Source organism: Niveispirillum fermenti (assembly GCF_048066175.1).
GTDB classification, from domain to species: domain Bacteria; phylum Pseudomonadota; class Alphaproteobacteria; order Azospirillales; family Azospirillaceae; genus Niveispirillum; species Niveispirillum fermenti.
The window spans coordinates 31,557-52,005 of record NZ_JBLTXA010000001.1; the positions used below are offsets into that span (position 1 = coordinate 31,557).

Consider the following 20,449-nt stretch of genomic DNA (forward strand, 5'->3'; position numbering starts at 1 on the left):
ATGAACTATCGCCACGTCTTCCACGCCGGCAACGCCGCCGATGTCATGAAACATGCCGTGCTTGCCTGGCTGCTGGACCGGCTGCGGGCCAAGCCCGCCCCCTTCTTCGTGCTGGATACACATGCCGGCATCGGACGCTATGATCTTGACGACCAGGCCGCACGGCGGACAGGGGAGGCGGTGCGCGGTATCCGCCGTGTGCTGTCCCGGCCGGTGGATGGCCTGCCGGACTGCCTGTCGCCCTATCTGGAAACGATCCGGTCGCTGAACGCCGAGGGTGGGGATGGCGACCCCATCCGGCATTATCCAGGCTCTCCCTGGCTGGCACGATCGCTGATGCGGCCGGACGACCGGCTGCTGCTGGCGGAACTGCATGCCGACGATGTGCGCACGCTGCGGGCATTGTTCCAGGGCGACCGGCAGGTAAGCGTCCACCATATGGATGGCTGGCTGTCGCTGAAGGCCCACCTGCCACCGCGGGAACGCCGCGGCCTGGTCGTCATCGATCCGCCCTTCGAAGCGCCGGACGAATATGAGCGCATGGTCGCCGCCCTTGCCATCGCGCACCGCCGCTGGGCCACGGGACAATACCTGCTGTGGTATCCCGTAAAGGACCGCGCCACGGTGTGGCGTTTTCACCAGATGCTGGAGGATACGGGCATCCCCCGCATGCTGGCGGCAGAGCTTTGCTGGTCCGACGACGACCGGTCCGACCGGCTGAACGGGTCCGGCCTGATCCTGGTCAATCCGCCCTGGAAGACGCAAGAGACCCTGTCCACGATGCTGCCCGCCCTGCAAAAGGCATTGGATGCCGGCATCGGCCCCGTCGGCTGCCACTGGATCCGGGGAGAGGATGGCAGCACCGCTCTTTGATGCGGGTGTGCTTGTTTTCGCGCCTTCATCTTTTGGTCACGCTTGCCATCTTGCAGCGCACACTGGCTTAGGTCACAGTACGAAAGTGTGATGGCGTATCCGAACGGGCGATAGCCTTTCGTAGGGGCGCGCCGGATGCCGCATCGGGGGACAGGGGGACTGGAATGGTGCATATGCCGCGTCGGCCATTCATGGCGGAAATCCAGATGGCCAAGCGAACCGGCAGCGCCCGCAACGGGGCGGAGGTGCGGGACGGCGCCGTGACGGCGGCCGTTTCATCCGCCGCCCTGCCCCCGCCGCCGCCCGTCATGAATGTCAGCGTGGACAATGCCGAGGTGCTGGCCGCCATTTCCGCCCTGGGGGGAAAGCTGGACCGCTTCCTGACGGTCGACCACACCCATATCGAACAAATCCAGGTCGAAATCGCCGATATCGCCGGCCGCATCAAGGCGACAAAGGTTGAAATGGCCGCCCTGCGGCATCCCCTGGCGCACGAGGACACGTTCCAGGAGGCGAGCGAGCAATTGTCAGCCGTGGTGCGCGCCACAGAGGCGGCGACCAACATCATCATTTCCGCCGCCGAAGAGGTGGAGGACATCGTCAATGAAGTGCGGTCTCAACTGCCCGAAGGGTATCAGAGCAGCCGGCTGAAAGATTTGAACGACGTCACCCTGCGCATTTTCGAGGCCTGCAATTTCCAGGATCTGACGGGGCAGCGCATCACCAAGGTGGTACAGGCGCTGGCCTTCATCGAGGAACGGATCGACAGCATGATGTCCGTCTGGAACAGCAAGGAATTCGAGGCGCTGCCCCTGCCGCCCAGCATCGCCAAGCATGATGATGGCCTGGCCCTGCACGGGCCGATGGATGGGCAGGCCAGCGTTTCGCAGGCCGATATCGACGCCCTGTTCGACTGATCCCATATCCGGTGATCGAAGCCGATCACCGGACCTGTTGTCCGGCACTGCCATCCGGCGGCCCGGCAGGGTGGACTGTGTCAGGCGACGTTGCGCCGGACCATGTCCTCCAGCCTGGATGTCCGCATGTAAAGCCCATGGCTGCGTTGCAGCAGCGAGCGCAAGGCGGGCGGCAGGGCCAGATTGTCCGGTCCCGACGGGTCGGAACAGATATGGCCGCCTGACAGGGCGTAATCGTCCCCCACGGCCTGCTCCTGGGTCAGTTCCCCTGCATGCACGGCTTTCTGGGCCAATATCCACGCCATGACCTGTGTCAGCCGGCTGGTGACCCGCATCGACTCATAAGAGGCCTGAAGACGAACGGCGGGCGGCAGGCTGCGCTGGTCCGCCGCCTCCTGATAGGCCACGTAGTTGCGGGCCTCCAGCAGCAGGCTCATGGTCTCATCATAGGTTCTGTTGAAGAAGGCTGTCGGTCCGTTCACCCGCGACTCCTTCCCGGCGCCGGCACGATCGCCTGGATGCGCCTGCGACACCGGCAAAGTGTAAGGGCATTTGCCGCCGTTTGACAATCGGTGCCGGTCGCCTCCTTGGGGGTGCCCCACCCCTACCAATGTGCAGGGGAACTTTTTGCGTCTCCCCCTCTTGAAGGGCGGAAGCCCGGTTCTTACGTCAATGGCGTGGAGGCGGCGCCCGATGACGGGGTCGCGGATATCCACGAAGCCAAGGGGCCGGCCGATGACGGGGGCCCCGAGACCCAACGTATCGCTCCTGGAGGATACCAATGCGTAGCTATGACCTGTCGCCGCTTTTCCGTTCCACCGTCGGTTTCGACCGCATGACGCGCCTTCTGGAGAATGCGCTGAACGGGGAAGATAATGGCAGCAACGCCTATCCCCCCTACAATATCGAAAAGCGTGGCGAGGATCAGTACCGCGTCACCATGGCCGTGGCCGGTTTCAGCGAAAGCGATATCGAGATCACGGCACACCCCAATCTGCTGATCGTCCAGGGCAAGGCCAAGGAGACGGAAGGGACAACCTTCCTGCATCGTGGCATCGCCGGCCGCGCGTTCGAGCGCCGCTTCCAGCTTGCCGACCATATCCGGGTGACCAACGCCATACTGGAGAATGGTTTGTTGCACATCGAGCTGGTGCGTGAAGTGCCGGAAACCCTGAAGCCGCGTTCCATCCAGATCGCAACCTCCACGCCCAAGACCTCGCTGCCCACGCGCGACGCGGCGTAACCGCGATTATCTTGAAACGCTGAAATTAAAAGAGGGCCGCTACGATGGCGGCCCTCTATTTTTTACCCATTTCCCTGAAGCCCCGCCCGTTCAACCCTGCCGAACGAACAAGCCGAAAGTAGGAGCCCGGGCTCCAGGGGTCAACCGGCAACAGACGTTAAAGAACCATGGACGCAAAGAAAACGTCATGATTGTTGCCGAATTAACGCACCCTCATCCAGCCTTCGCATAACCGGCCTGCTTCAGGGCCGTGCCGATCTCGTCCAGGGTGGCGGGATCATCGATGGTGGCTGGCATCTTCCAGGCTTCGCTATCGGCGATCTTCTGCATCGTGCCGCGCAGGATCTTGCCGGAGCGGGTCTTCGGCAGCCGTTCCACGACCAGCGCCTGCTTGAAGGCGGCCACGGGTCCGATCTCGTCGCGCACCTTCTTGACGATTTCGGCCAGAATCTCGGCATGCGGCCGGTCGACCCCCCGCTTCAGGACGATGAAACCCAGCGGAAGCTGGCCCTTCAGCGCATCGGCCACGCCGATCACGGCGCATTCCGCCACGTCGGAATGACCGGACAGGACCTCTTCCATCGCGCCCGTCGACAGACGGTGGCCGGCGACATTGATGATATCGTCGGTACGGGCCATGACGAAAATATAGCCGTCATCATCGATGAATCCGGCATCCGACGTCTGATAATAGCCGGGAAAATCGGCCAGATAGCTCTTGAAGAATCGCTCCCGCGCATTCCACAAGGTGGGCAGCGTGCCGGGCGGCAGCGGCAGCCTGGCCACGATGGCGCCGATGTCGCCGCGCTTTACCGGGGTTCCGTCAGCCGCCAGGACCCGGATGTCCCACCCCGGCAATGGAACAGCAGTACTGCCGTATTTCACCTTCAGCAGATCAAGCCCCAGCGGATTGCCCGCGATGGGCCAGCCTGTCTCCGTCTGCCACCAATGGTCGATCACAGGCACCTTCAGGTGCGTTTCGGCCCAGTTCAACGTATCGGGATCGGAACGTTCGCCGGCCAGGAACAGGGCCCGCAGGGTGGAGATGTCGTGATTGGCGATCAACTCGGCGTTCGGGTCCTCCCGCTTGATGGCGCGAAAGGCGGTCGGGGCCGTGAACAGCGTCACGACCTTATGTTCCTCGATGACCCGCCAGAAGGCGGCCGCGTCCGGCGTGCCGACGGGCTTGCCTTCATAGACAAGGGTCGTGCAGCCCTGCAGAAGCGGACCATAGACGATATAGGAATGGCCGACGACCCAGCCGACATCGCTGGCCGTCCAGAACACCTCCCCCGGTTTCAGGCCATAGAAATGCTCCATGGTCCATTTCAGCGCGACGGCATAGCCGCCCGTATCACGAACCACGCCCTTGGGCTGGCCCGTCGTGCCGGACGTGTAGAGGATGTAGAGCGGGTCGGTGGCCTCCACCATCACGCAATCGGCCGGCCGGGCCGCCTCCATGGCCTGGCCCCAGTCCAGATCACGGCCGGGGGTCAGGGCCGCATGAGCCTGCGGACGCTGGAAAATGATGCAATGCGCAGGTTTATGATGCGCCTGATCGATGGCGGCATCCAGCATGGGCTTATAAGGCAGGATCTTGCTGCCTTCGATCCCGCAACTGGCCGACATGATGACCTTCGGCGTGGCGTCATTGATGCGCGTGGCCAGTTCATGCGGCGCGAATCCGCCGAATACCACGGAATGCACGGCCCCGATGCGGGCACATGCCAGCATGGCGGCCACCGCCTCGGGGATCATGGGCATGTAGATGATGACCCTGTCGCCCTGTGTCACCCCCTGGTCACGCAGCGCACCGGCCAGCCGTGCAACCTGATCCAGCAGCTCCGCATAGGTGATGAAGCGCTTGCTGTCGGACACCGGACTGTCATGGATCAGCGCCACCTGCGCACCGCGACCGGCGGCAACATGCCGGTCAAGCGCGTTATGGCAAATATTCAACCGTCCCCCCCGATACCACCGATAGAAAGGCTTATCACTTTCGTCCAGTATGGTTGTCGGGAAGCGATCCCATTCGATGGCTTCCGCAGCATCCCGCCAGAATTCCACAGGATCGGCCATGGACTGATTGTAGATCGACTGATAGCGCCCGGTCATGTCGTCCCCTCCCCGCTTCATGCACCGGAGCCGCGGGATGAAACGGCCGGCACATACGTTTGCTCTGATTTCGACCCTGTTGGAACGGGACATCAATGATTATGTCTGCCGCTTCACACTAATCAGCAAGAACAGCCGCCAGCTTTCATCCCCGACCTTGGTCTGCGACATTTGCAACCAGCCATCACGAGTAGCCGTCTCCATGATCGTTGACAGCCGACATATCCAGTTCTCGCCAGAGGCCATCCGGGCGGCGGTGAAGACCTATCGTGAACTGTTCCCGCAAAAGCAGCCGCCGGGCCTGCTGGGTCCCATCCTGATCCGCAGTGACAATCCCCTGATCCTCGGGGTGAAGATCCAGGCCATGGGCTCCAGCGTCTATCGCGAGATCGAGATGGAGGAAGCCGAAGTGGCGGCCGTGCTGATCATCTATTGCCGCAAGATGAAGATCCCGCTGCCACGGGCCGCGGAAAAATCGATGGAGGTCGATGGCGACCGTATCGCCTTGATCGTGTCGAAGGCCATGCAGGTTGTGGCCTAAGCGGGTTCCTCCAGATCGGCCCACACATGGGCGGGCTCGGAGCAGCTGCAAACCATGGAGTTTAACAGTCCTGGCGGGGCCCGCCTACCGGTCGGCCTGCCGGTTCACGACGGCGGAAACGGGCGCCAGCACGATCCCGCGGTCACGCAGGCCGACCGCCCAATCCGACAGGCGTTCCACACTGACGGGATAGGTGGCCTCGGCAAAGCCCACGGCCACACCATTGGCCTTGGCCAGTTGCTCGAGTTGAGCCAGTTGGGCGTCGATGCCGATGACGGACGGCACCCGGTCGATCTGAAGGTCGCTGATCACGCGCGGCAGGGACAGTTCCTTGGCCACGGCACTGCCCTTGCTGCCTGCAACCTGCCAGAGGTCGACATAAAGCAAGCCGCGGCGATGCACCTGCTGGAGCAGCCCGCGCACATTGTCACGCTGGGTCAGGAAGGCCGTGCCGCTGTCCGTCCTGGATGTCACGCCGACATAACCCGTGAAGGCGGCCATGCTGGCCTCAAGCCGCCTTGTATTCTCCTCATCCGACAGGTTGGTCAACAATGTGTTGGGACCGGGATCGTTGGCGGGATAGCCCGCCGGCTGCAAAGGCACGGCCAGCAGCACCTCGTGCCCCTTCGCACGCACATCATCGACACGGGCCTGCAGATCCTGTCCGGATGGGGGAAACGCGAAGGTGACAGCGCTGGGCAGCCGGTCGATGGCCGCCTGCGTCGCCGCATGCGACAGGCCCAGGCCGGTCAGGATGATGGCGATGCGCGGACGCTGGTCTTCCTGCGGGAAGGGCCGGGCGTAATATTGCCAGGCCGTCGTGCCATCGGGCGCCACACGGGGCACACGGCCAACGCGCAGCCGTTCAACCAGCATGTCGTTGCGCGAGGGGGTCAGGGTGACAGGCATGTCCACAGGGTCCAGCGGCGCCTCCTCCACCGGGGCCGCCGTGGCGGGCGGGGCGAAACGGGGGCTTCCGTCCGGCAACAGAATCACGATCCGGCTGCCCAGGCCGCGGGCAGCATCCAGCCGGGCCACCGTTTCCGGCCCCTTCACGGCCAGCACAACCGCCACGCCTGCCATGGCCAGCACCAGCAGCAGGGCGGCGATGGCCGGTGGTGATGGACGGGCCCGCCGCGCCGGGCCTTTGGCCTTGCGCCCGTTCCCACCCGTCTCCTCCTCCGTCTCCAGACCCAGCAGCGACAACTCACTGCTGTCGGAGAAGGGGTTGCCGGCCTTGCCCTTGCCGCGGCCACCGCGCGGCTTCACCCTGTCCCAGAACCGCTGACCCGCCTTGCCCGGCACAGACCGGTGATCCGCCTCGTCCCCCTTGGCGTCAGCATCCGCGCCCGCCGTGGCACCACCGCGGCGCACACCGAAGCGCGAGGCCAGCACGGCTGCACTGCCGCCACCGGTTCCCGCCGTGGCACCTGCCTTGGACTTGTTTTTTCTTGTGAACGGAAACAGGGGCACGGCCGGGGATGCTTATCGTCAGTTGGTATGTTTCGCCTGGGAGAAGAGGGCAACACCACGCAGCAGGTCAAGTGCGCGGGAAAGCTGGTAATCGACGGGCTCCGGCGCGGGCGGCTGGGCCGTCGGCGTGGTGGAGGGCGTCACGTTGGCACCGGGGTCGGCGGGCGCGTTCGGCACCGGCGGGGAGGCCGGCGCGGGTGCCGCCGGCGTGCCCGGACGGGTGCCGCCCTGGTCGGTATTGCGCAAGGCATTGGGCAGGTCGGCCTCGCGCCGGCGCTGGGCCGCCTGGGCCAGTTCCTCAACCTTGGCGGGCTGCACCTCGATGTCCGGGGAGATACCCAATTGCTGGATCGACTTGCCCGAAGGGGTGTAGTACCGCGCCGTGGTCAGCCGCATGGCGCTTTGCTGCCCCTGGAGCGGAATGACGGTCTGCACCGACCCCTTGCCGAAGCTCTGGGTGCCCAGGATGATGGCACGCTTGTGATCCTGCAGCGCACCGGCCACGATTTCCGATGCCGATGCCGACCCGCCATTGATCAGCACCACGATGGGCAGCCCGTCCGCGGAATCGCCGGGCTTGGCAGTGTAACGGTCACCCTCCTTGCCGCCGCGTCCGCGGGTGGAAACGATCAGCCGCCCCTTTTCAAGGAAAGTGTCGGACACGGAAACCGCCTGATCCAGCAGGCCGCCGGGATTGTTGCGCAAGTCCAGCACATAGCCGATCAGCTTCGGCCCCAACTGTTCCTTCAACCTGGCGATGGCCCGGTCCAGACCCGGCTGGGTCTGCTCGTTGAAGCTGGAGATGCGGATATAGCCGATATTGTCCTCGGCCCGGAACCGCACGGACTGAACCTTGATATTGGCACGGGTCAGGTTCAACTGGATCGGCTCGGCCACATTGTCGCGGCGGATGGTGATGCGGATGTCGCTGCCCACGGGGCCGCGCATCTTCTCCACCGCCTCGTTCAGCGACAGGCCCACGATCTGTTCATCGTTCAGATGGGTGATATAGTCGCCCGGCTGCACCCCGGCGCGGGCCGCGGGCGTCTCATCCATGGGGGAGATGACCTTGACGAAGCCGTTCTCCGACGTGACCTCGATCCCCAGGCCGCCGAACTCACCCCGGGTCTGCACCCGCATATCCGCGAAGTTCTTCTTGTTGAGATAGGAGGAGTGCGGGTCGAGCGAGGTCAGCATGCCGTCGATGGCCGCCTCGATAAGCTGCTCGTCCGTCACCTCCTCCACATATTCGGAGCGCACGCGCTCGAACACGTCGGCGAACAGGTCGAGCTGCTTGTAGGTTTCGGACTTCAGCGGCTGGCGGGCGGCGGCGGGGGAAACCACCAGTGCGGGAGCGGTGAAGGCCAGAAGGGCCGCGATGGCGGCGGAGGAGAACAGCTTGCTCATCATCAACCTTGTCCCTTGCCGTCGGAGGCTGCAAGGCCGCGGGCGGGGTTGACCGGCTGACCACCGCGCCGCAGCTCATAATACAATGTCGGGCTCGAACCACCCGACAGAAGGCCCACCGGCTCCCCTCCCAGCACGCGCTGGCCGACCTGGGCGTCGATACGCCCCAATCCGGACAGCAGGGAATGATATCCGTTGGCGTGTTCAAGGATCAAGAGAAGCCCGTACCCCTTGAACGGCCCCGCGAACATCACCGCGCCATCGGCCGGCGCCACCACCGCGGCACCGGCCCGGCCGCGATAGGTCAGGCCCCGGCTGGTGGCCCCGACATCGTCGGTCTGACCATAGCGGGTCACGACCTGACCGCCGACGGGGGCCACCATGCCGCCCAGGATGGCGCCGGATTGTGGTTCCGGTGGGGCACGTTTCAGGCCGGCGATGCGGTCGCGGGCGCGTTTCTCCCGTTCGGCCTCTGCCTGGGCCTGGCGGCGACGCTCCGCCTCCGCCTTGCGCGCGGCCGCGGCCTTGCGCTCCGCCTCCAGCTTCTCGATCAGCTCCTTCAGGTCGCCGGCGCGTTCCGCCAGGGCGGTGGCGCGCGCGGCCACGCGCGTGCGCTCCGCATCCGTGCCGCGTGACACCTGCTCCCGCCGGGCCACCAGGGCCGCCAGGTCCTTCTGCCGCAATGCCAGGCTTTCCGCGGCCCGCGCCGTCTTTTCCCGCTGCTGGGCCAGTTTCTGCCGCAGGTCAACCAGGGCCTGCAACTCGCGCGACAGCGCATCGGCCCGTGTCTTCAGCTCAGGCACGGCGGACCGCAGCAGCAGCGCGCTCTTCACCGTGTCGCTGGGCGATTGCGGGGCGGCGATCATCGCATCGGGCGGCAGACGCGACAGGCGCTGCAGCGCCCCCAGCAATTCCGCCAGCGCCGCGCGGTCAGCCTCGATCCGCTCCAGCCTCTCCTTCTCCTCGCTCCCCAGTTCGCCCAGTGCGGTTTCCAGCCGCGCCAGTTCATCGGACTGGGCGCGTTGCTGTTGGGCGGCTTCCACGGCGCGGGCCCGCAGGTCGGCCAGTTCCTTCTCCAGCGCCTCTGCCCTGGCATCCAGTTCGGCGCGGGCCTTGTCGGCCTGCTGCAGGTCGCGCTCCACCTGTTGCAACTGCCGGGCCGGATCGGCGGCACGCTGCTGCGCCGATGCCGGAAGCACCAGCAGGGCCGGCAGCATCAAGGAGAGCAGAAGGGTCCGACGCGGTGCCAATGGGCGCCCATTTCCGTATGTATGCCAAGGCTCCAGAAGGGTGGAGACGACCGCCCCTCCAGGCCAACCCCTTGATAGAACATCGCTGACGCGGCTGTCATCCGGTTTGCGATAGCCTTTTGGCGGATCAACCCTCCGGGCCGGCCGGCGGGTGGAGCAGCCAGTCGCGCAACGGGGCCCAGATGCGGGCCTTCGCGCCACCGCTGACGATCATGCCGATATGGCCCAGGCTCGGTTGCCAAACGGTGGCTCCCGGCAGGGCCGTGCCCAGCGCGCGTGCCGCCGCCGGAGGCACGATCCGGTCACGGGCGGGCACGATGACAAGGGACGGACAGGCCAGCGACTGCGGCCTGACCGGCATGTCCGCGATGCGCCATTCCCCCCGGCCCGGCGTATTCTCGCCATACCATCCCGTCAGGCATTCCCGCGCGATGGCCGCCGGCAGGCTGACGCCATCATTGAGCCAGTCCTCCAGTGCCACGAAATCGTCCGCTTCGTCCCCGGCCATGTCCATGGTGCCGAAGCGGCTGAACTTCTTCAGAGCCAGCAACGGGTCCAGCGTGGCAAACAGGGTCTGCACCCCATCCACCGGCAATTCACCCAGCAGGCGCATCACGGGATCGAAAGGCGTGACCAGGGCAGCCGTGCGCTGGGCCGCGGCGGCATCGTCGGCGTGAAAGTCCCACGGGGCCGCCATGGCCACATAGGCCGACACCAGGTCCGGCCGGCGCAGGGCGGCGCCAAGCGCCAGAAGCCCGCCCATGCAATAGCCGGCCAGTGTGACGGGCCCGCCGACGCGCGCGCATGTCACCTCCAGCGCGCGCACCAGCCGCCCCGCCACCACGTCCGACATGGTGAAGCCGCGCTCCGCCGCCTGCGGATAGCCCCATTCCAGAAGAAACGGGCGGATGCCGCCCCCGCCTTCGCTGTCGCCGCCGCCTTCGCCGGCCAGCCAGCGCAGCAGGCTTTTCCGCCAGGACAGGTCCAGTATATAGCCGCGGTTGATCAGCGACGGCACGAACAGGACCGGCCGGCCCCGGGCGCCCATCTCCAGCAAGCGGGTGGCCCCCTCCTGCCAGACGGTCGGCGCGTCCTCGATATCCCGCTGATAGGGATGGTGGCGATAGCGTTCGACCCCTTTCAGGAAGGCGTCGATTCGCCAACGCATGCCACGATCCACGGCATTGCTGAACGGCGCCAGCCGTTCAGTCGGCAGCGGGCCGTCGGGCAGGCTTGCGGCGGCGCCCAGGCTTTGCAGCAGGTCGCGCCGCAGTGCCGCCGCCCTCTCCCTCAGGCTGGGGTGCCAGTGCGGCCAGTTCGCGTTCAAGAGCGGCAATGCGGCCGGAGAGCTGAGCAAGATCGCCAGCCCCGTCCCCAGATGCAGCCCCAGCGGGCGCGGTCCCTGGCGCAGCGGCGGCGGGCCTGCCGGTTCCGCGCGCGTCCTGCCGTTCGTCATGGCTTTGCGTCCCCTGTGCCGCGGCCGCGCCGGGCCAAAGCGATTTCATCATGTCCAGCCACGGATTGCCGGCCTTGGCCGATCCCAGGGCCTGCTCCAGCATGCCGTTGAAGGTGATCGCCGTCTGGCCGAAAGCCGTCATGGTGCGGGCCATGCTGTCGGCCACGGCGGGGTCGGCGCACAGTGCCGCCCATTGGTCCTGCCACAGGTCCAGATAGCGCCGGGCCAGTTCATCCATGCCGGGCGGTTCCTTGGGTTCGCTCACCTTGCCCCTCACCTTGCCGTCGACGCCGGGCTCCGGCGGTTTCCGGCGGCCGTCGGACCGGCCGCACTCCATGCAGCATAATCAAACCGGTACGTCCGCCAAACAATAGTTACGTATTATGCGTGCGGCGTTGCGGAACGCTTGCGCTGCGACCGCGTAATGACGTACTCCTTGATATAACGATCCGCAGCATCGACCGGGGGAAACGTCGCCAAATGGCTGAAAAAGAAGACACCAAGCCCGCGCCGGTGACCATCAAGAAGTACGCTAACCGCCGGCTGTACAATACCGCCACCAGCTCCTATGTCACGCTGGACCATCTGTGCCAGATGGTGAAGGACGGCACGGACTTCGTGGTCTATGACGCCAAGAGCGGCGACGACATCACACGATCGGTCCTGACGCAGATCATCGTGGAGGAGGAATCGAAGGGCCAGAACCTGCTGCCCATCCCCTTCCTGCGGCAGTTGATCAGCTTTTACGGCGACAATATGCAGTGGCTGGTGCCGCGCTATCTCGAACATTCGATGAAGTCCTTCACGGGCAACCAGGACAAGATGCGCGAATATTTCCAGAATACGTTCGGGAGCATGTTTCCCTTCGGCGGATTCGAGGAGATGAGCAAGCAGAACATCGCCCTGTTCGAGCGGGCCATGCGCATGTTCAGCCCCTTCAATGGCGACATGCCGGTCACCCCGGCGGAAGCCCCTGCACCCGAAGCCGGCAAGGCGAAACCCGACGACAAGTTCTCCGAGCTGCAAAAGCGGCTGGACGAGCTGCAGAGCCAGATGGAGAACCTGACACGGCGCAAGGACTGACCCATCCGCCCCGTCGTCTCCGGTCTGCCCCCGTCATGTCCTTGATATACCGAAGAAGGTGCCCCCTGTGCCGGCAGGGGCACCGCTGGGATTTCCATGCAAACGTCCTGCGCCAATGTTTGCCGCCCCAGTGTCTGCCGCCCCAGCCTCTTCGCCCTTCTGGCATCTCTGGGTGATTCGCGGAGATGGCACGCCAATCCTGGCCGGCACGCATGAAATTCCGCCGGGCGGACCTGCGTCCCCTGCCATTGCGCATCGCCGACGGCTGCCTATAATCCCGCGCTTTCCGGGATCACCCGTGCGAGAGCGACAGGGAGCTGGCAGCCGTGACAACCTCATCCGCCCCCGAAAGCCAGGGAACGCCGGTTCCCGTCGGCATCATCATGGGCAGCCAGTCCGACTGGGTTACCATGAAGCACGCCGCCACCGTGCTGACCGACCTGGGCGTGCCGTTTGAAACCCGCATCGTTTCAGCCCACCGCACGCCGCAGCGGCTTTATGATTACGCGACCAGCGCCAAGGCACGCGGGCTGAAGGTCATCATCGCCGGTGCCGGCGGCGCGGCGCACCTGCCGGGCATGGCCGCATCCATGACCTGCCTGCCCGTGCTGGGCGTGCCGGTGGAAAGCCATGCGCTGAAGGGCCAGGACAGTCTTTTGTCCATCGTGCAGATGCCCGGCGGCGTGCCCGTCGGTACGCTGGCCATCGGCAAGGCCGGGGCCATCAATGCCGGTTTGCTGGCCGCCTCCATCCTGGCCCTGTCGGATGAACGGCTGGATACAGCCCTGACCGCCTGGCGGCAGCGGCAGACGGACGCGGTGGCCGCAGCCCCCGTGGACGATCCGGCCTGATGCCGCACCGGCCGGCCCCTGATGTTCCCTGACGTGAAGGACAACCCACCCATGACCGCGATTCCGCCCGGCTCCGTCATCGGTATCCTGGGTGCCGGCCAGTTGGGCCGCATGACGGCGCTGGCCGCCGCCAATCTGGGTTACCGGGTGCATGTCTTCGCACCGGAGAGCATGGACAGTTCATGTGGGCAGGTGGTCGCCTATCACACGCAGGCGGGGTGGCACGACCTGCGGGCACTCGCCCGCTTCGCCGACGATGTCGATGTCATCACCCTGGAATGGGAGAATGTGCCGACCTATGCCGTGGAGTTCCTGGCCAGGCACGTCCATGTGCATCCCGGCGCCAATGTCCTGGCCGTCGCCCAGGACCGGCTGGCGGAAAAAAGCTTCGCCAACAAGCTGGGGATAGGCACGGCCCCCTTCCGTGGTGTGCGCAACCCGGCGGAACTGGCCCTGGCCATGGCGGAGATCGGGACTGCCGCCATTCTCAAATCAACCCGCATGGGCTATGACGGCAAGGGGCAGATCCGCCTGAACCCGGGGGATGAATTGTCGGGCGCCTTCGATGCCATCGGCAGCGATGATGCCATCCTTGAAGGTTTCGTGGATTTCGAACTGGAAATATCCGTCGTCACGGCGCGCAAGGCCGACGGCACGCTGGCCTCCTTCCCGCCGGTACAGAACAGCCACAAGGCCGGCATCCTGGATACGACCAGGGTCCCCGCCGCCATCACACCTGCCGTCGCCACGGAGGCCGTGCGCATCGCGGAAACCCTGGCAACCGCACTTCAGGTGGTCGGTCTTCTGGCCGTGGAGATGTTTGTGACGCGCGATGGCCGCGTGCTGGTCAATGAAATGGCTCCCCGGCCGCATAATTCCGGTCACTGGTCCATCGATTTCGCCGAAACAAGCCAGTTCGAGCAGCTTATCCGCGCCATCTGCAACCTGCCGCTGGGTTCCACAGGCATCATGCGGCCCTGTGTGATGACCAACCTGATCGGGCATGATGTCGACCAATGGCAGGCCCTGTTGGGCGAGCCCGGCAGCCGCCTGCATCTTTATGGCAAGGGCGAAGCCCGATCGGGTCGCAAGATGGGCCACGTGACCCGGCCGGTCTGACCCGCCGTTTTTCCCGCATCTGCCGCAAGTCATCAATCCGCGCCCTTCGCCTGCCATGAACCGCCGGGGCCGCGCCGCGCCCACACCCTGTCTGTGATGCAGCGCACAATCATGCGCTGCAATAGCAGCCATGCGCTTGCATCTGCTATTCGCAGACGCAGCAAGAATTTGGAATGCATTTGCGGCTCAGCTTGCCATGCTATGGTCCAGATCGGGGTTCAGGTGGAGGGTTCCATGGAAACGGGCCGTATGGGTCGGGCTGCCTTGCTGGCGGCCGGGCTGACGGGACTGTTGGCGTTGACGGGTTGTGGCCGTGGGGGCCAGGATCCGCAGGCAGCGGCGCAGGCGCCGCAGGTTGTCGTCAGCCAGCCCGTCAAGAAAAACGTCAAGGAATGGGATGAATATACAGGGCGCTTCGCCGCCGTGGAGGGGGTGGAGATCCGGGCCCGGGTCAGCGGCTATCTGACGGCCGTCAGTTTCCAGGATGGCCAGATCGTGTTCAAGGGCGATCCGCTGTTCGTGATCGACCCCCGCCCCTATCAGGCGGTCGTGGACATGGCACGCGCCGGTGTGGCCCAGGCCCGGTCATCGGTGCAACTGGCCCAGCGGGAATTGGACCGTGCCCAGGATCTGCGGCGGACGCAGGCCGTATCGCAATCCGTGCTGGACACCCGATCGCAACAGCTGCAGAACGCCCAGGCTGCCCTGCTGTCGGCAGAGGCGCAACAGCGCGCCGCCGAACTCGACCTTGAATTCACCACGGTGCGCGCACCCGTGACGGGCCGCGTCTCGAACCGGCGGGTCTCGGTCGGCAATCTGGTCAGCGGCGGAACCGCGCAATCCACCCTGCTGACCACGATCGTCTCGCTGGACCCGATCCATTTCTATTTCGATACCGACCAGGCCTCCTATCTGCGCTATACACGCCTGAACAGCATGGGCGAGCGGACAAGCAGCCGGGACGGCGCCACGCCCGTGGAACTGGCCCTTCCCGACGAACAGGGCTTCACCCACAAGGGCCGCATCGACTTCCTGGACAATCGCATCGATGACGGCACGGGCACCATCCGGACCCGCGCCGTATTCGACAATCCCGACATGCTGCTGACCCCCGGCCTGTTCGGGCGGCTGCGGCTGGTCGGCCGCCCCGATTACGAAGGATTGCTGATCCCCGACGGTGCGATCGGCACCGACCAGAACCGACGCTTCGTGCTGGTCGTCGACCCGGAAAACAAGGTGGTCTACCGGACGGTGACGACGGGACCGCTTGTGGACGGGCTGCGGGTCATCCGCGACGGGCTGTCGGCCAATGATCGCGTGATCACGGCCGGCCTGCAGCGCGTGCGCCCCGGTGCCACCGTCACACCCATGGAACAGCCGGTCCAGGGCGCCGCCCCGGCCCAGGGGGCACAACCATGAAGATCGGCCGTTTCTTCATCGACCGGCCGGTCTTCGCCATCGTCCTGTCGATCATCATCATCGCCGTCGGCACCATCTCGTACCTGACACTGCCCGTCTCGCAATATCCGGAGGTGGTGCCGCCCACCGTCACGGTGACGGCACGCTATCCCGGTGCCAATGCCGAAACAGTGGCGAATACCGTCGCCGCCCCGATCGAGCAGGAGGTGAACGGGGTTGAAGGCATGCTCTACATGTCCTCCAACTCGACCAGCGACGGTCAGATGAACCTGACCATCACCTTCAATCTGGGCACCAACCTGGACGAAGCGCAGGTTCTGGTACAGAACCGCGTCGCCATCGCCGAGGCAAGACTGCCGGAGGAGGTGCGGCGCAACGGCGTGGTGACGCGCAAGGATTCGCCTGACCTGATGCTGGTGGTCCATCTGCTGTCGCCCGACAACACCTATGACCAGCTCTATATCTCCAACTATGCCCTGCTGCGCGTGCGCGACGTGCTCAGCCGCGTGGAGGGTGTGGGCAACATCAACCTGTTCGGGGCGCGCGACTATTCCATGCGCGCCTGGCTGGACCCGCAGAAGATCGCCTCCCTTGGCATGTCGGCGGGCGAGGTGGTGGCCGCCATCCAGCAGCAGAATGTGCAGGTGGCCGGTGGCAGCCTCGGCCAGCCACCGCTGGACACGCCGCGCGACTACCAGCTCAATATCACGCTGCAGGGGCGGCTGACGCAGCCGCAGGAGTTCGAGAACATCATCGTCAAGCATGGCGACGATGGCCGGCTGGTCCGGTTGAAGGATGTGGCGCGGGTGGAACTGGGCGCGCGCGACTACATCACCAATTCCTTCCTGGACGGCAAGCCGGCCGTGGTGCTGGCCGTGTCGCAGCTTCCCGGCTCCAACGCCCTGGAGACGGCGGCCCGGCTGAAACAGACGGTGGAGACGCTGAGCCGGGATTTCCCGCCGGGTCTTGAATACCGCATCGTCTACGATACGACCCAGTTCATCGCGGAGAGCATCAACGAACTGATCAAGACCATCGTGGAGGCCATGGCCCTGGTGGTGCTGGTCGTTCTGCTGTTCCTGCAACGGTGGCGGGCGGCCATCATTCCCGTTCTGGCCATTCCGGTATCACTGATCGGCACCTTCGCCATCATGTCGATGTTGGGGTTTTCCATCAACAACCTGACCCTGTTCGGGCTGGTGCTGGCCGTCGGCATCGTGGTGGATGACGCCATCGTCGTGGTGGAGAATGTGGAGCGTAACCTGGCGCTGGGCCATTCGCCCATCGAAAGCGCGCGCATCACCATGGATGAGGTGGGCGGCGCGCTGGTTTCCATCGCCCTTGTGCTGTCCGCCGTGTTCATCCCGACTGCCTTCATCGAAGGCATCCAGGGTGAGTTTTATCGACAGTTCGCCGTCACCATCGCCACGGCCACCATCATTTCAGCCTTCAATTCCCTGACCTTGTCACCGGCATTGTGCGCCCGGCTGCTGAAGGCCCATACGCCGGGGCACCAGGCGGCCACCGCGCGGCTGGCCGTGGTGTCAGGCCTGCTGGACCGTTTCTTCGCGGCGTTCAACCGGCTGTTCGACCGGCTGGCCGATGCCTATGCCGGGCTTGTCACGCGGGTGACGCGGACCACACCGGTCATGCTGGCAGTCTACATATTGCTGATCGCAGCCACGGGCTTCGTTTTCACCCGCATCCCGTCGGGCTTCATCCCGCAGCAGGATCAGGGCTATCTGATCATCGCCGTCCAGACGCCGGAAGGCACGTCGCTGACCAATACCACCGATGTTGTGCAGAAGGTGGCGGCGATCGCACGCGAAACGCCGGGCATCGCACATACGGTACAGTTCGCGGGCTTTTCCGGCGCCACCCGCACCATCGCCCCCAATGCCGGCGCCATCTTCACCCCCATGGTCCCGTTCGAGGAACGCAAGGCCAATGGCTGGACCGCCAACAGCATCCTGCAGGAATTGCAGAAGCGGGTCTTCATGGCGGTGCCGGAGGCTCAGGTATTCGTCGTGCCACCACCGCCCATCCGGGGGCTGGGTACATCGGGCGGGTTCACCCTGCGTGTGCAGGATCTGGCCGGCAACGGACCGGCGGCCCTGGAACAGGCCACATGGGCGCTGGCCCAGGCCGGCAACCAGGTGCCCGGCCTGACCAGCGTCTTCACGCCGTTCAGTGCCCGCGCACCGCAAATCTACCTGGATGTCGACCGCGCCAAGGCGCAGATGCTGGGTGTGCCGGTGACCAGCGTGTTCCAGACGCTGGCCATCTATCTGGGGTCGGCCTATGTGAACGACACGAACCTGTTCGGCCGCACCTTCCAGGTGACGGCGCAGGCCGATGGGCCGTTCCGGCTGGATCCGGAGAATATCGGCAAGCTGCAGACGCGCAACGACCAGGGCCAGATGGTGCCCCTGGGGTCCTTCGTGGATTTCAACTTCATCACCGGCCCCAACCGCGTCCTTCGCTACAACCTGTTCCCGGCGGCGGAGCTGCAGGGCAACAACCTGCCGGGCGTCAGTTCCGGCACGGCCATGGCCGCCATGGAACAGGCGGCAGCCACGGCCCTGCCCGCCGGATTCAAGGCCGAATGGACGGATCTGTCATATCAGGAGAAGAATACCGGCAATTCGGCACTCTACATCTTCCCGCTCTGCGTCTTCTTCGTCTTCCTTGTCCTGGCCGCCCAGTATGAAAGCTGGTCGCTGCCCTTCGCCATCCTTCTGATCGTGCCCATGTGCCTGCTGTCGGCCGTGGGCGGCCTGATGATGCGCGGCATGGACAACAACATCCTTGCCCAGATCGGGTTCGTCGTGCTGGTGGGGCTGGCATCGAAGAATGCCATCCTGATCGTGGAATTCGCCCGGCAACTGGAGGCGGAAGGCCGAGACCGCTATGATGCGGTGATCGAGGCGTGCCGCCTGCGCCTGCGTCCCATCCTGATGACGTCCTTCGCCTTCATCCTGGGCGTGGTTCCCTTGATGATCGCCAGCGGTGCCGGCGCAGAAATGCGCCAGAGCCTGGGCACGGCCGTCTTCTTCGGCATGCTGGGGGTCACCTTCTTCGGCCTGCTTTTCACGCCCGTCTTCTATGTCGTCATCCGCCGGTTCGTAAGCGGAAGCCACAGGCAGCCGGACCCGGCCTGATCCGGCCCGGCACCAACGGCGCCGGCGTCACGTGGCCGCCGGCGCCGGGAACCGCTGTGCCATCCAGTCGCGCCAGTGGCCTTCCAGCGATGCGGCACGCTCGGCCGCGTCGTTGCCATAGGCAAAGCGGACAACGCTGACACTCACATGGTCGCTGCGTTGATAGACGCCGCACATCATGATGCCGGGCCCCGGCTCCGACAGGCGCAGGACGAGGTAACGCTGCCCCTTCTCCTGCACCACCTTCTCGATCACCCCGGCCAGCGTCTCCGGCCCTGCGGGCCCCGCCCTTTCCTCCCCCACCAGGGGATTGTCCAAACCGGTGGCGGACAAAAGGTCCCGCCAGCTTTCCAGCGTGGACAATGTGGTGGGAACCATAGCCATGAAACCGGCACCGGGAAGACCGGGGAAATATTCCAGATAAAGCCGCAGCGCGGCGAAGAAGCAGGGCCAGCCGCTTTCAAAGCCTTCCAGTTGGTCGTCCCAATCGTCGCCGCTGGCAAACAGGGAATGGACCATGCGCACCTGACACAGCCCGCCGGATCGGGCCACGATGGAAATCTCGGTCGCCACCGGCGGGGCGTTCTCCATCCAATCCCGCTCCACATAGCCGAACCGGTGGGGCGGCTGCCACAGTGTCACCTCACCATTGGTGGAGACCTCCTGGCCGAAATCGAAACGGAAACGTCCGCCTTCACGCTCTTCGATCTCCGCACGCATGAACCAGGCGGCATTGCCGGGCCCCGTCGCCATGGCCTGCCACACCTGTTCGGGGGTGCCAGGGGTCAGAAACTCCATCTCCACCCAGCGTTTGCCGCTGTCATCCTTCTTGATCGGCATCGGGGGCTCCTTTCCTTTCGTCAGGCGCGGGATAGGCCGCAACAACCAACCGGTGCGGCCGGCCGCCCGGCGCGGTGTCGTCGTGATAGCGGCCCGCCAGTGTCGCCACGCAGGCCGCCAGATCCTTGCTGAAGGCCGCACGGTCGGCCGCAGAACGGAACCGGATGATGGTATCGATGGAAAGCGTGGCCAGCCGCCGGTCCGACAGGCGCGCCCGCGTCCAGAGCTGGCCTACCTCCCGCACGATGCGCGCCGCCAGCGCCACCAGATATGACGCGGACATCCGATCGGCCGCACGCTCCGGGTCGGCCGCCAGCGGGCCCAGCGCCGCCGGGGAAACGATGTAGCTGGCGGCCGTCGCCACCATGATACGTTCCGTCAGCCCGCCCCATTGCCGTTCCTCCACCGGCCTTACCAGCCCCTCCACCTCCAGCGCGCGCAGATGGTAATTCACCTTCTGCCGCGGCAGGCCCAGGCGGCCGGCAAGGGACGCGGCCGATGACGGCACCGCCAGTTCGGCCAGGATACGGCCCTTCACCGGGTCCAGGGCAAGACAGGCCGCCACGGGGCGATCAAGGATTTCCACGTCGAGCATGAGCGCATGATGCCTTGACAAAAAAATTTGTCAAGGCACTCGGTCGTCAGCCGCGATGTGTTCGTTGGTACCGGACAGGTGGCGCCGGACAGGCCGGGGTGAATGC

The 20,449-nt window shown here is 65.3% G+C and carries 18 protein-coding genes; 9 read left to right on the top strand and 9 right to left on the bottom strand.

Annotated elements, in window-relative coordinates; genetic code table 11:
- Positions 1-873: a 23S rRNA (adenine(2030)-N(6))-methyltransferase RlmJ gene (locus ACM9LZ_RS00125; protein WP_416617300.1), complete on the top strand. Its 873-nt coding sequence runs from the start codon at positions 1-3 to the stop codon at positions 871-873.
- 206 nt (positions 874-1,079) lie between these two features.
- Positions 1,080-1,790 (top strand): protein phosphatase CheZ, encoded by a 711-nt coding sequence (locus ACM9LZ_RS00130; RefSeq protein WP_416617301.1) that lies wholly within the window; start codon positions 1,080-1,082, stop codon positions 1,788-1,790.
- Positions 1,791-1,870: 80 nt separating this feature from the next.
- On the opposite strand, the gene ACM9LZ_RS00135 is transcribed toward ACM9LZ_RS00130, so the two are convergent.
- Entirely contained in the window at positions 1,871-2,272 is a 402-nt protein-coding gene (locus tag ACM9LZ_RS00135; RefSeq protein ID WP_416617302.1) for a DUF1465 family protein, read from the bottom strand.
- Between the two features lie 299 nt (positions 2,273-2,571).
- On the opposite strand from ACM9LZ_RS00135, the gene ACM9LZ_RS00140 reads away from it, so the two are divergent.
- The gene (locus tag ACM9LZ_RS00140; protein ID WP_416617303.1) at positions 2,572-3,033 is read left to right on the top strand and encodes an Hsp20 family protein; all 462 of its coding nucleotides are present in this window, start codon (positions 2,572-2,574) and stop codon (positions 3,031-3,033) included.
- Between the two features lie 213 nt (positions 3,034-3,246).
- Here ACM9LZ_RS00140 and ACM9LZ_RS00145 read toward each other — a convergent pair whose 3' ends face one another.
- The gene (locus tag ACM9LZ_RS00145; protein ID WP_416617304.1) at positions 3,247-5,148 is read right to left on the bottom strand and encodes a propionyl-CoA synthetase; all 1,902 of its coding nucleotides are present in this window, start codon (positions 5,146-5,148) and stop codon (positions 3,247-3,249) included.
- 202 nt (positions 5,149-5,350) lie between these two features.
- Here ACM9LZ_RS00145 and ACM9LZ_RS00150 point away from each other — a divergent pair, with 202 nt between their 5' ends.
- A complete protein-coding gene (locus ACM9LZ_RS00150; protein ID WP_416617305.1) occupies positions 5,351-5,689 on the top strand; it encodes a hypothetical protein in 339 nt (112 codons plus the stop codon).
- 84 nt (positions 5,690-5,773) lie between these two features.
- On the opposite strand, the gene ACM9LZ_RS00155 is transcribed toward ACM9LZ_RS00150, so the two are convergent.
- The 5 genes from ACM9LZ_RS00155 to ACM9LZ_RS00175 form a co-directional block, all read right to left on the bottom strand.
- Positions 5,774-7,162: a divergent polysaccharide deacetylase family protein gene (locus ACM9LZ_RS00155; protein WP_416617306.1), complete on the bottom strand. Its 1,389-nt coding sequence runs from the start codon at positions 7,160-7,162 to the stop codon at positions 5,774-5,776.
- A gap of 18 nt (positions 7,163-7,180) precedes the next feature.
- The gene (locus ACM9LZ_RS00160) at positions 7,181-8,569 is read right to left on the bottom strand and encodes a S41 family peptidase (protein WP_445376661.1); all 1,389 of its coding nucleotides are present in this window, start codon (positions 8,567-8,569) and stop codon (positions 7,181-7,183) included.
- Between the two features lie 2 nt (positions 8,570-8,571).
- Complete coding sequence (locus tag ACM9LZ_RS00165) at positions 8,572-9,819, bottom strand: murein hydrolase activator EnvC family protein (RefSeq protein ID WP_416617308.1); 1,248 nt, start codon at positions 9,817-9,819, stop codon at positions 8,572-8,574.
- Positions 9,820-9,946: 127 nt separating this feature from the next.
- Positions 9,947-10,987 (bottom strand): alpha/beta fold hydrolase, encoded by a 1,041-nt coding sequence (locus tag ACM9LZ_RS00170; RefSeq protein WP_416617309.1) that lies wholly within the window; start codon positions 10,985-10,987, stop codon positions 9,947-9,949.
- Positions 10,988-11,024: 37 nt separating this feature from the next.
- Positions 11,025-11,540, bottom strand: coding sequence for a hypothetical protein (locus tag ACM9LZ_RS00175; RefSeq protein ID WP_416617310.1), 516 nt, complete (start codon positions 11,538-11,540; stop codon positions 11,025-11,027).
- A 215-nt stretch (positions 11,541-11,755) separates the two neighbouring features.
- Between ACM9LZ_RS00175 and phaR the strand changes: the two genes are divergently transcribed.
- The 5 genes from phaR (at position 11,756) to ACM9LZ_RS00200 (ending at position 18,908) form a co-directional block, all read left to right on the top strand.
- On the top strand, positions 11,756-12,358 hold the full coding sequence (gene phaR / locus ACM9LZ_RS00180; RefSeq protein ID WP_416617311.1) for a polyhydroxyalkanoate synthesis repressor PhaR: 603 nt from the start codon (positions 11,756-11,758) through the stop codon (positions 12,356-12,358).
- Positions 12,359-12,741: 383 nt separating this feature from the next.
- A complete protein-coding gene (purE, locus tag ACM9LZ_RS00185; protein ID WP_416617626.1) occupies positions 12,742-13,209 on the top strand; it encodes a 5-(carboxyamino)imidazole ribonucleotide mutase in 468 nt (155 codons plus the stop codon).
- A gap of 51 nt (positions 13,210-13,260) precedes the next feature.
- Positions 13,261-14,328, top strand: coding sequence for a 5-(carboxyamino)imidazole ribonucleotide synthase (locus ACM9LZ_RS00190; RefSeq protein ID WP_416617312.1), 1,068 nt, complete (start codon positions 13,261-13,263; stop codon positions 14,326-14,328).
- Positions 14,329-14,562: 234 nt separating this feature from the next.
- On the top strand, positions 14,563-15,747 hold the full coding sequence (locus ACM9LZ_RS00195) for an efflux RND transporter periplasmic adaptor subunit (RefSeq protein ID WP_416617313.1): 1,185 nt from the start codon (positions 14,563-14,565) through the stop codon (positions 15,745-15,747).
- Complete coding sequence (locus tag ACM9LZ_RS00200; RefSeq protein ID WP_416617314.1) at positions 15,744-18,908, top strand: efflux RND transporter permease subunit; 3,165 nt, start codon at positions 15,744-15,746, stop codon at positions 18,906-18,908. Before ACM9LZ_RS00195 ends, ACM9LZ_RS00200 begins: the two co-directional genes overlap by 4 nt.
- A 27-nt stretch (positions 18,909-18,935) precedes the next feature.
- Here ACM9LZ_RS00200 and ACM9LZ_RS00205 read toward each other — a convergent pair whose 3' ends face one another.
- Complete coding sequence (locus ACM9LZ_RS00205; protein WP_416617315.1) at positions 18,936-19,748, bottom strand: SRPBCC family protein; 813 nt, start codon at positions 19,746-19,748, stop codon at positions 18,936-18,938.
- Positions 19,729-20,343: an ArsR/SmtB family transcription factor gene (locus ACM9LZ_RS00210; protein ID WP_416617316.1), complete on the bottom strand. Its 615-nt coding sequence runs from the start codon at positions 20,341-20,343 to the stop codon at positions 19,729-19,731. The genes ACM9LZ_RS00205 and ACM9LZ_RS00210 overlap by 20 nt, the downstream gene beginning before the upstream one ends.
- Positions 20,344-20,449: the final 106 nt, after the last annotated feature.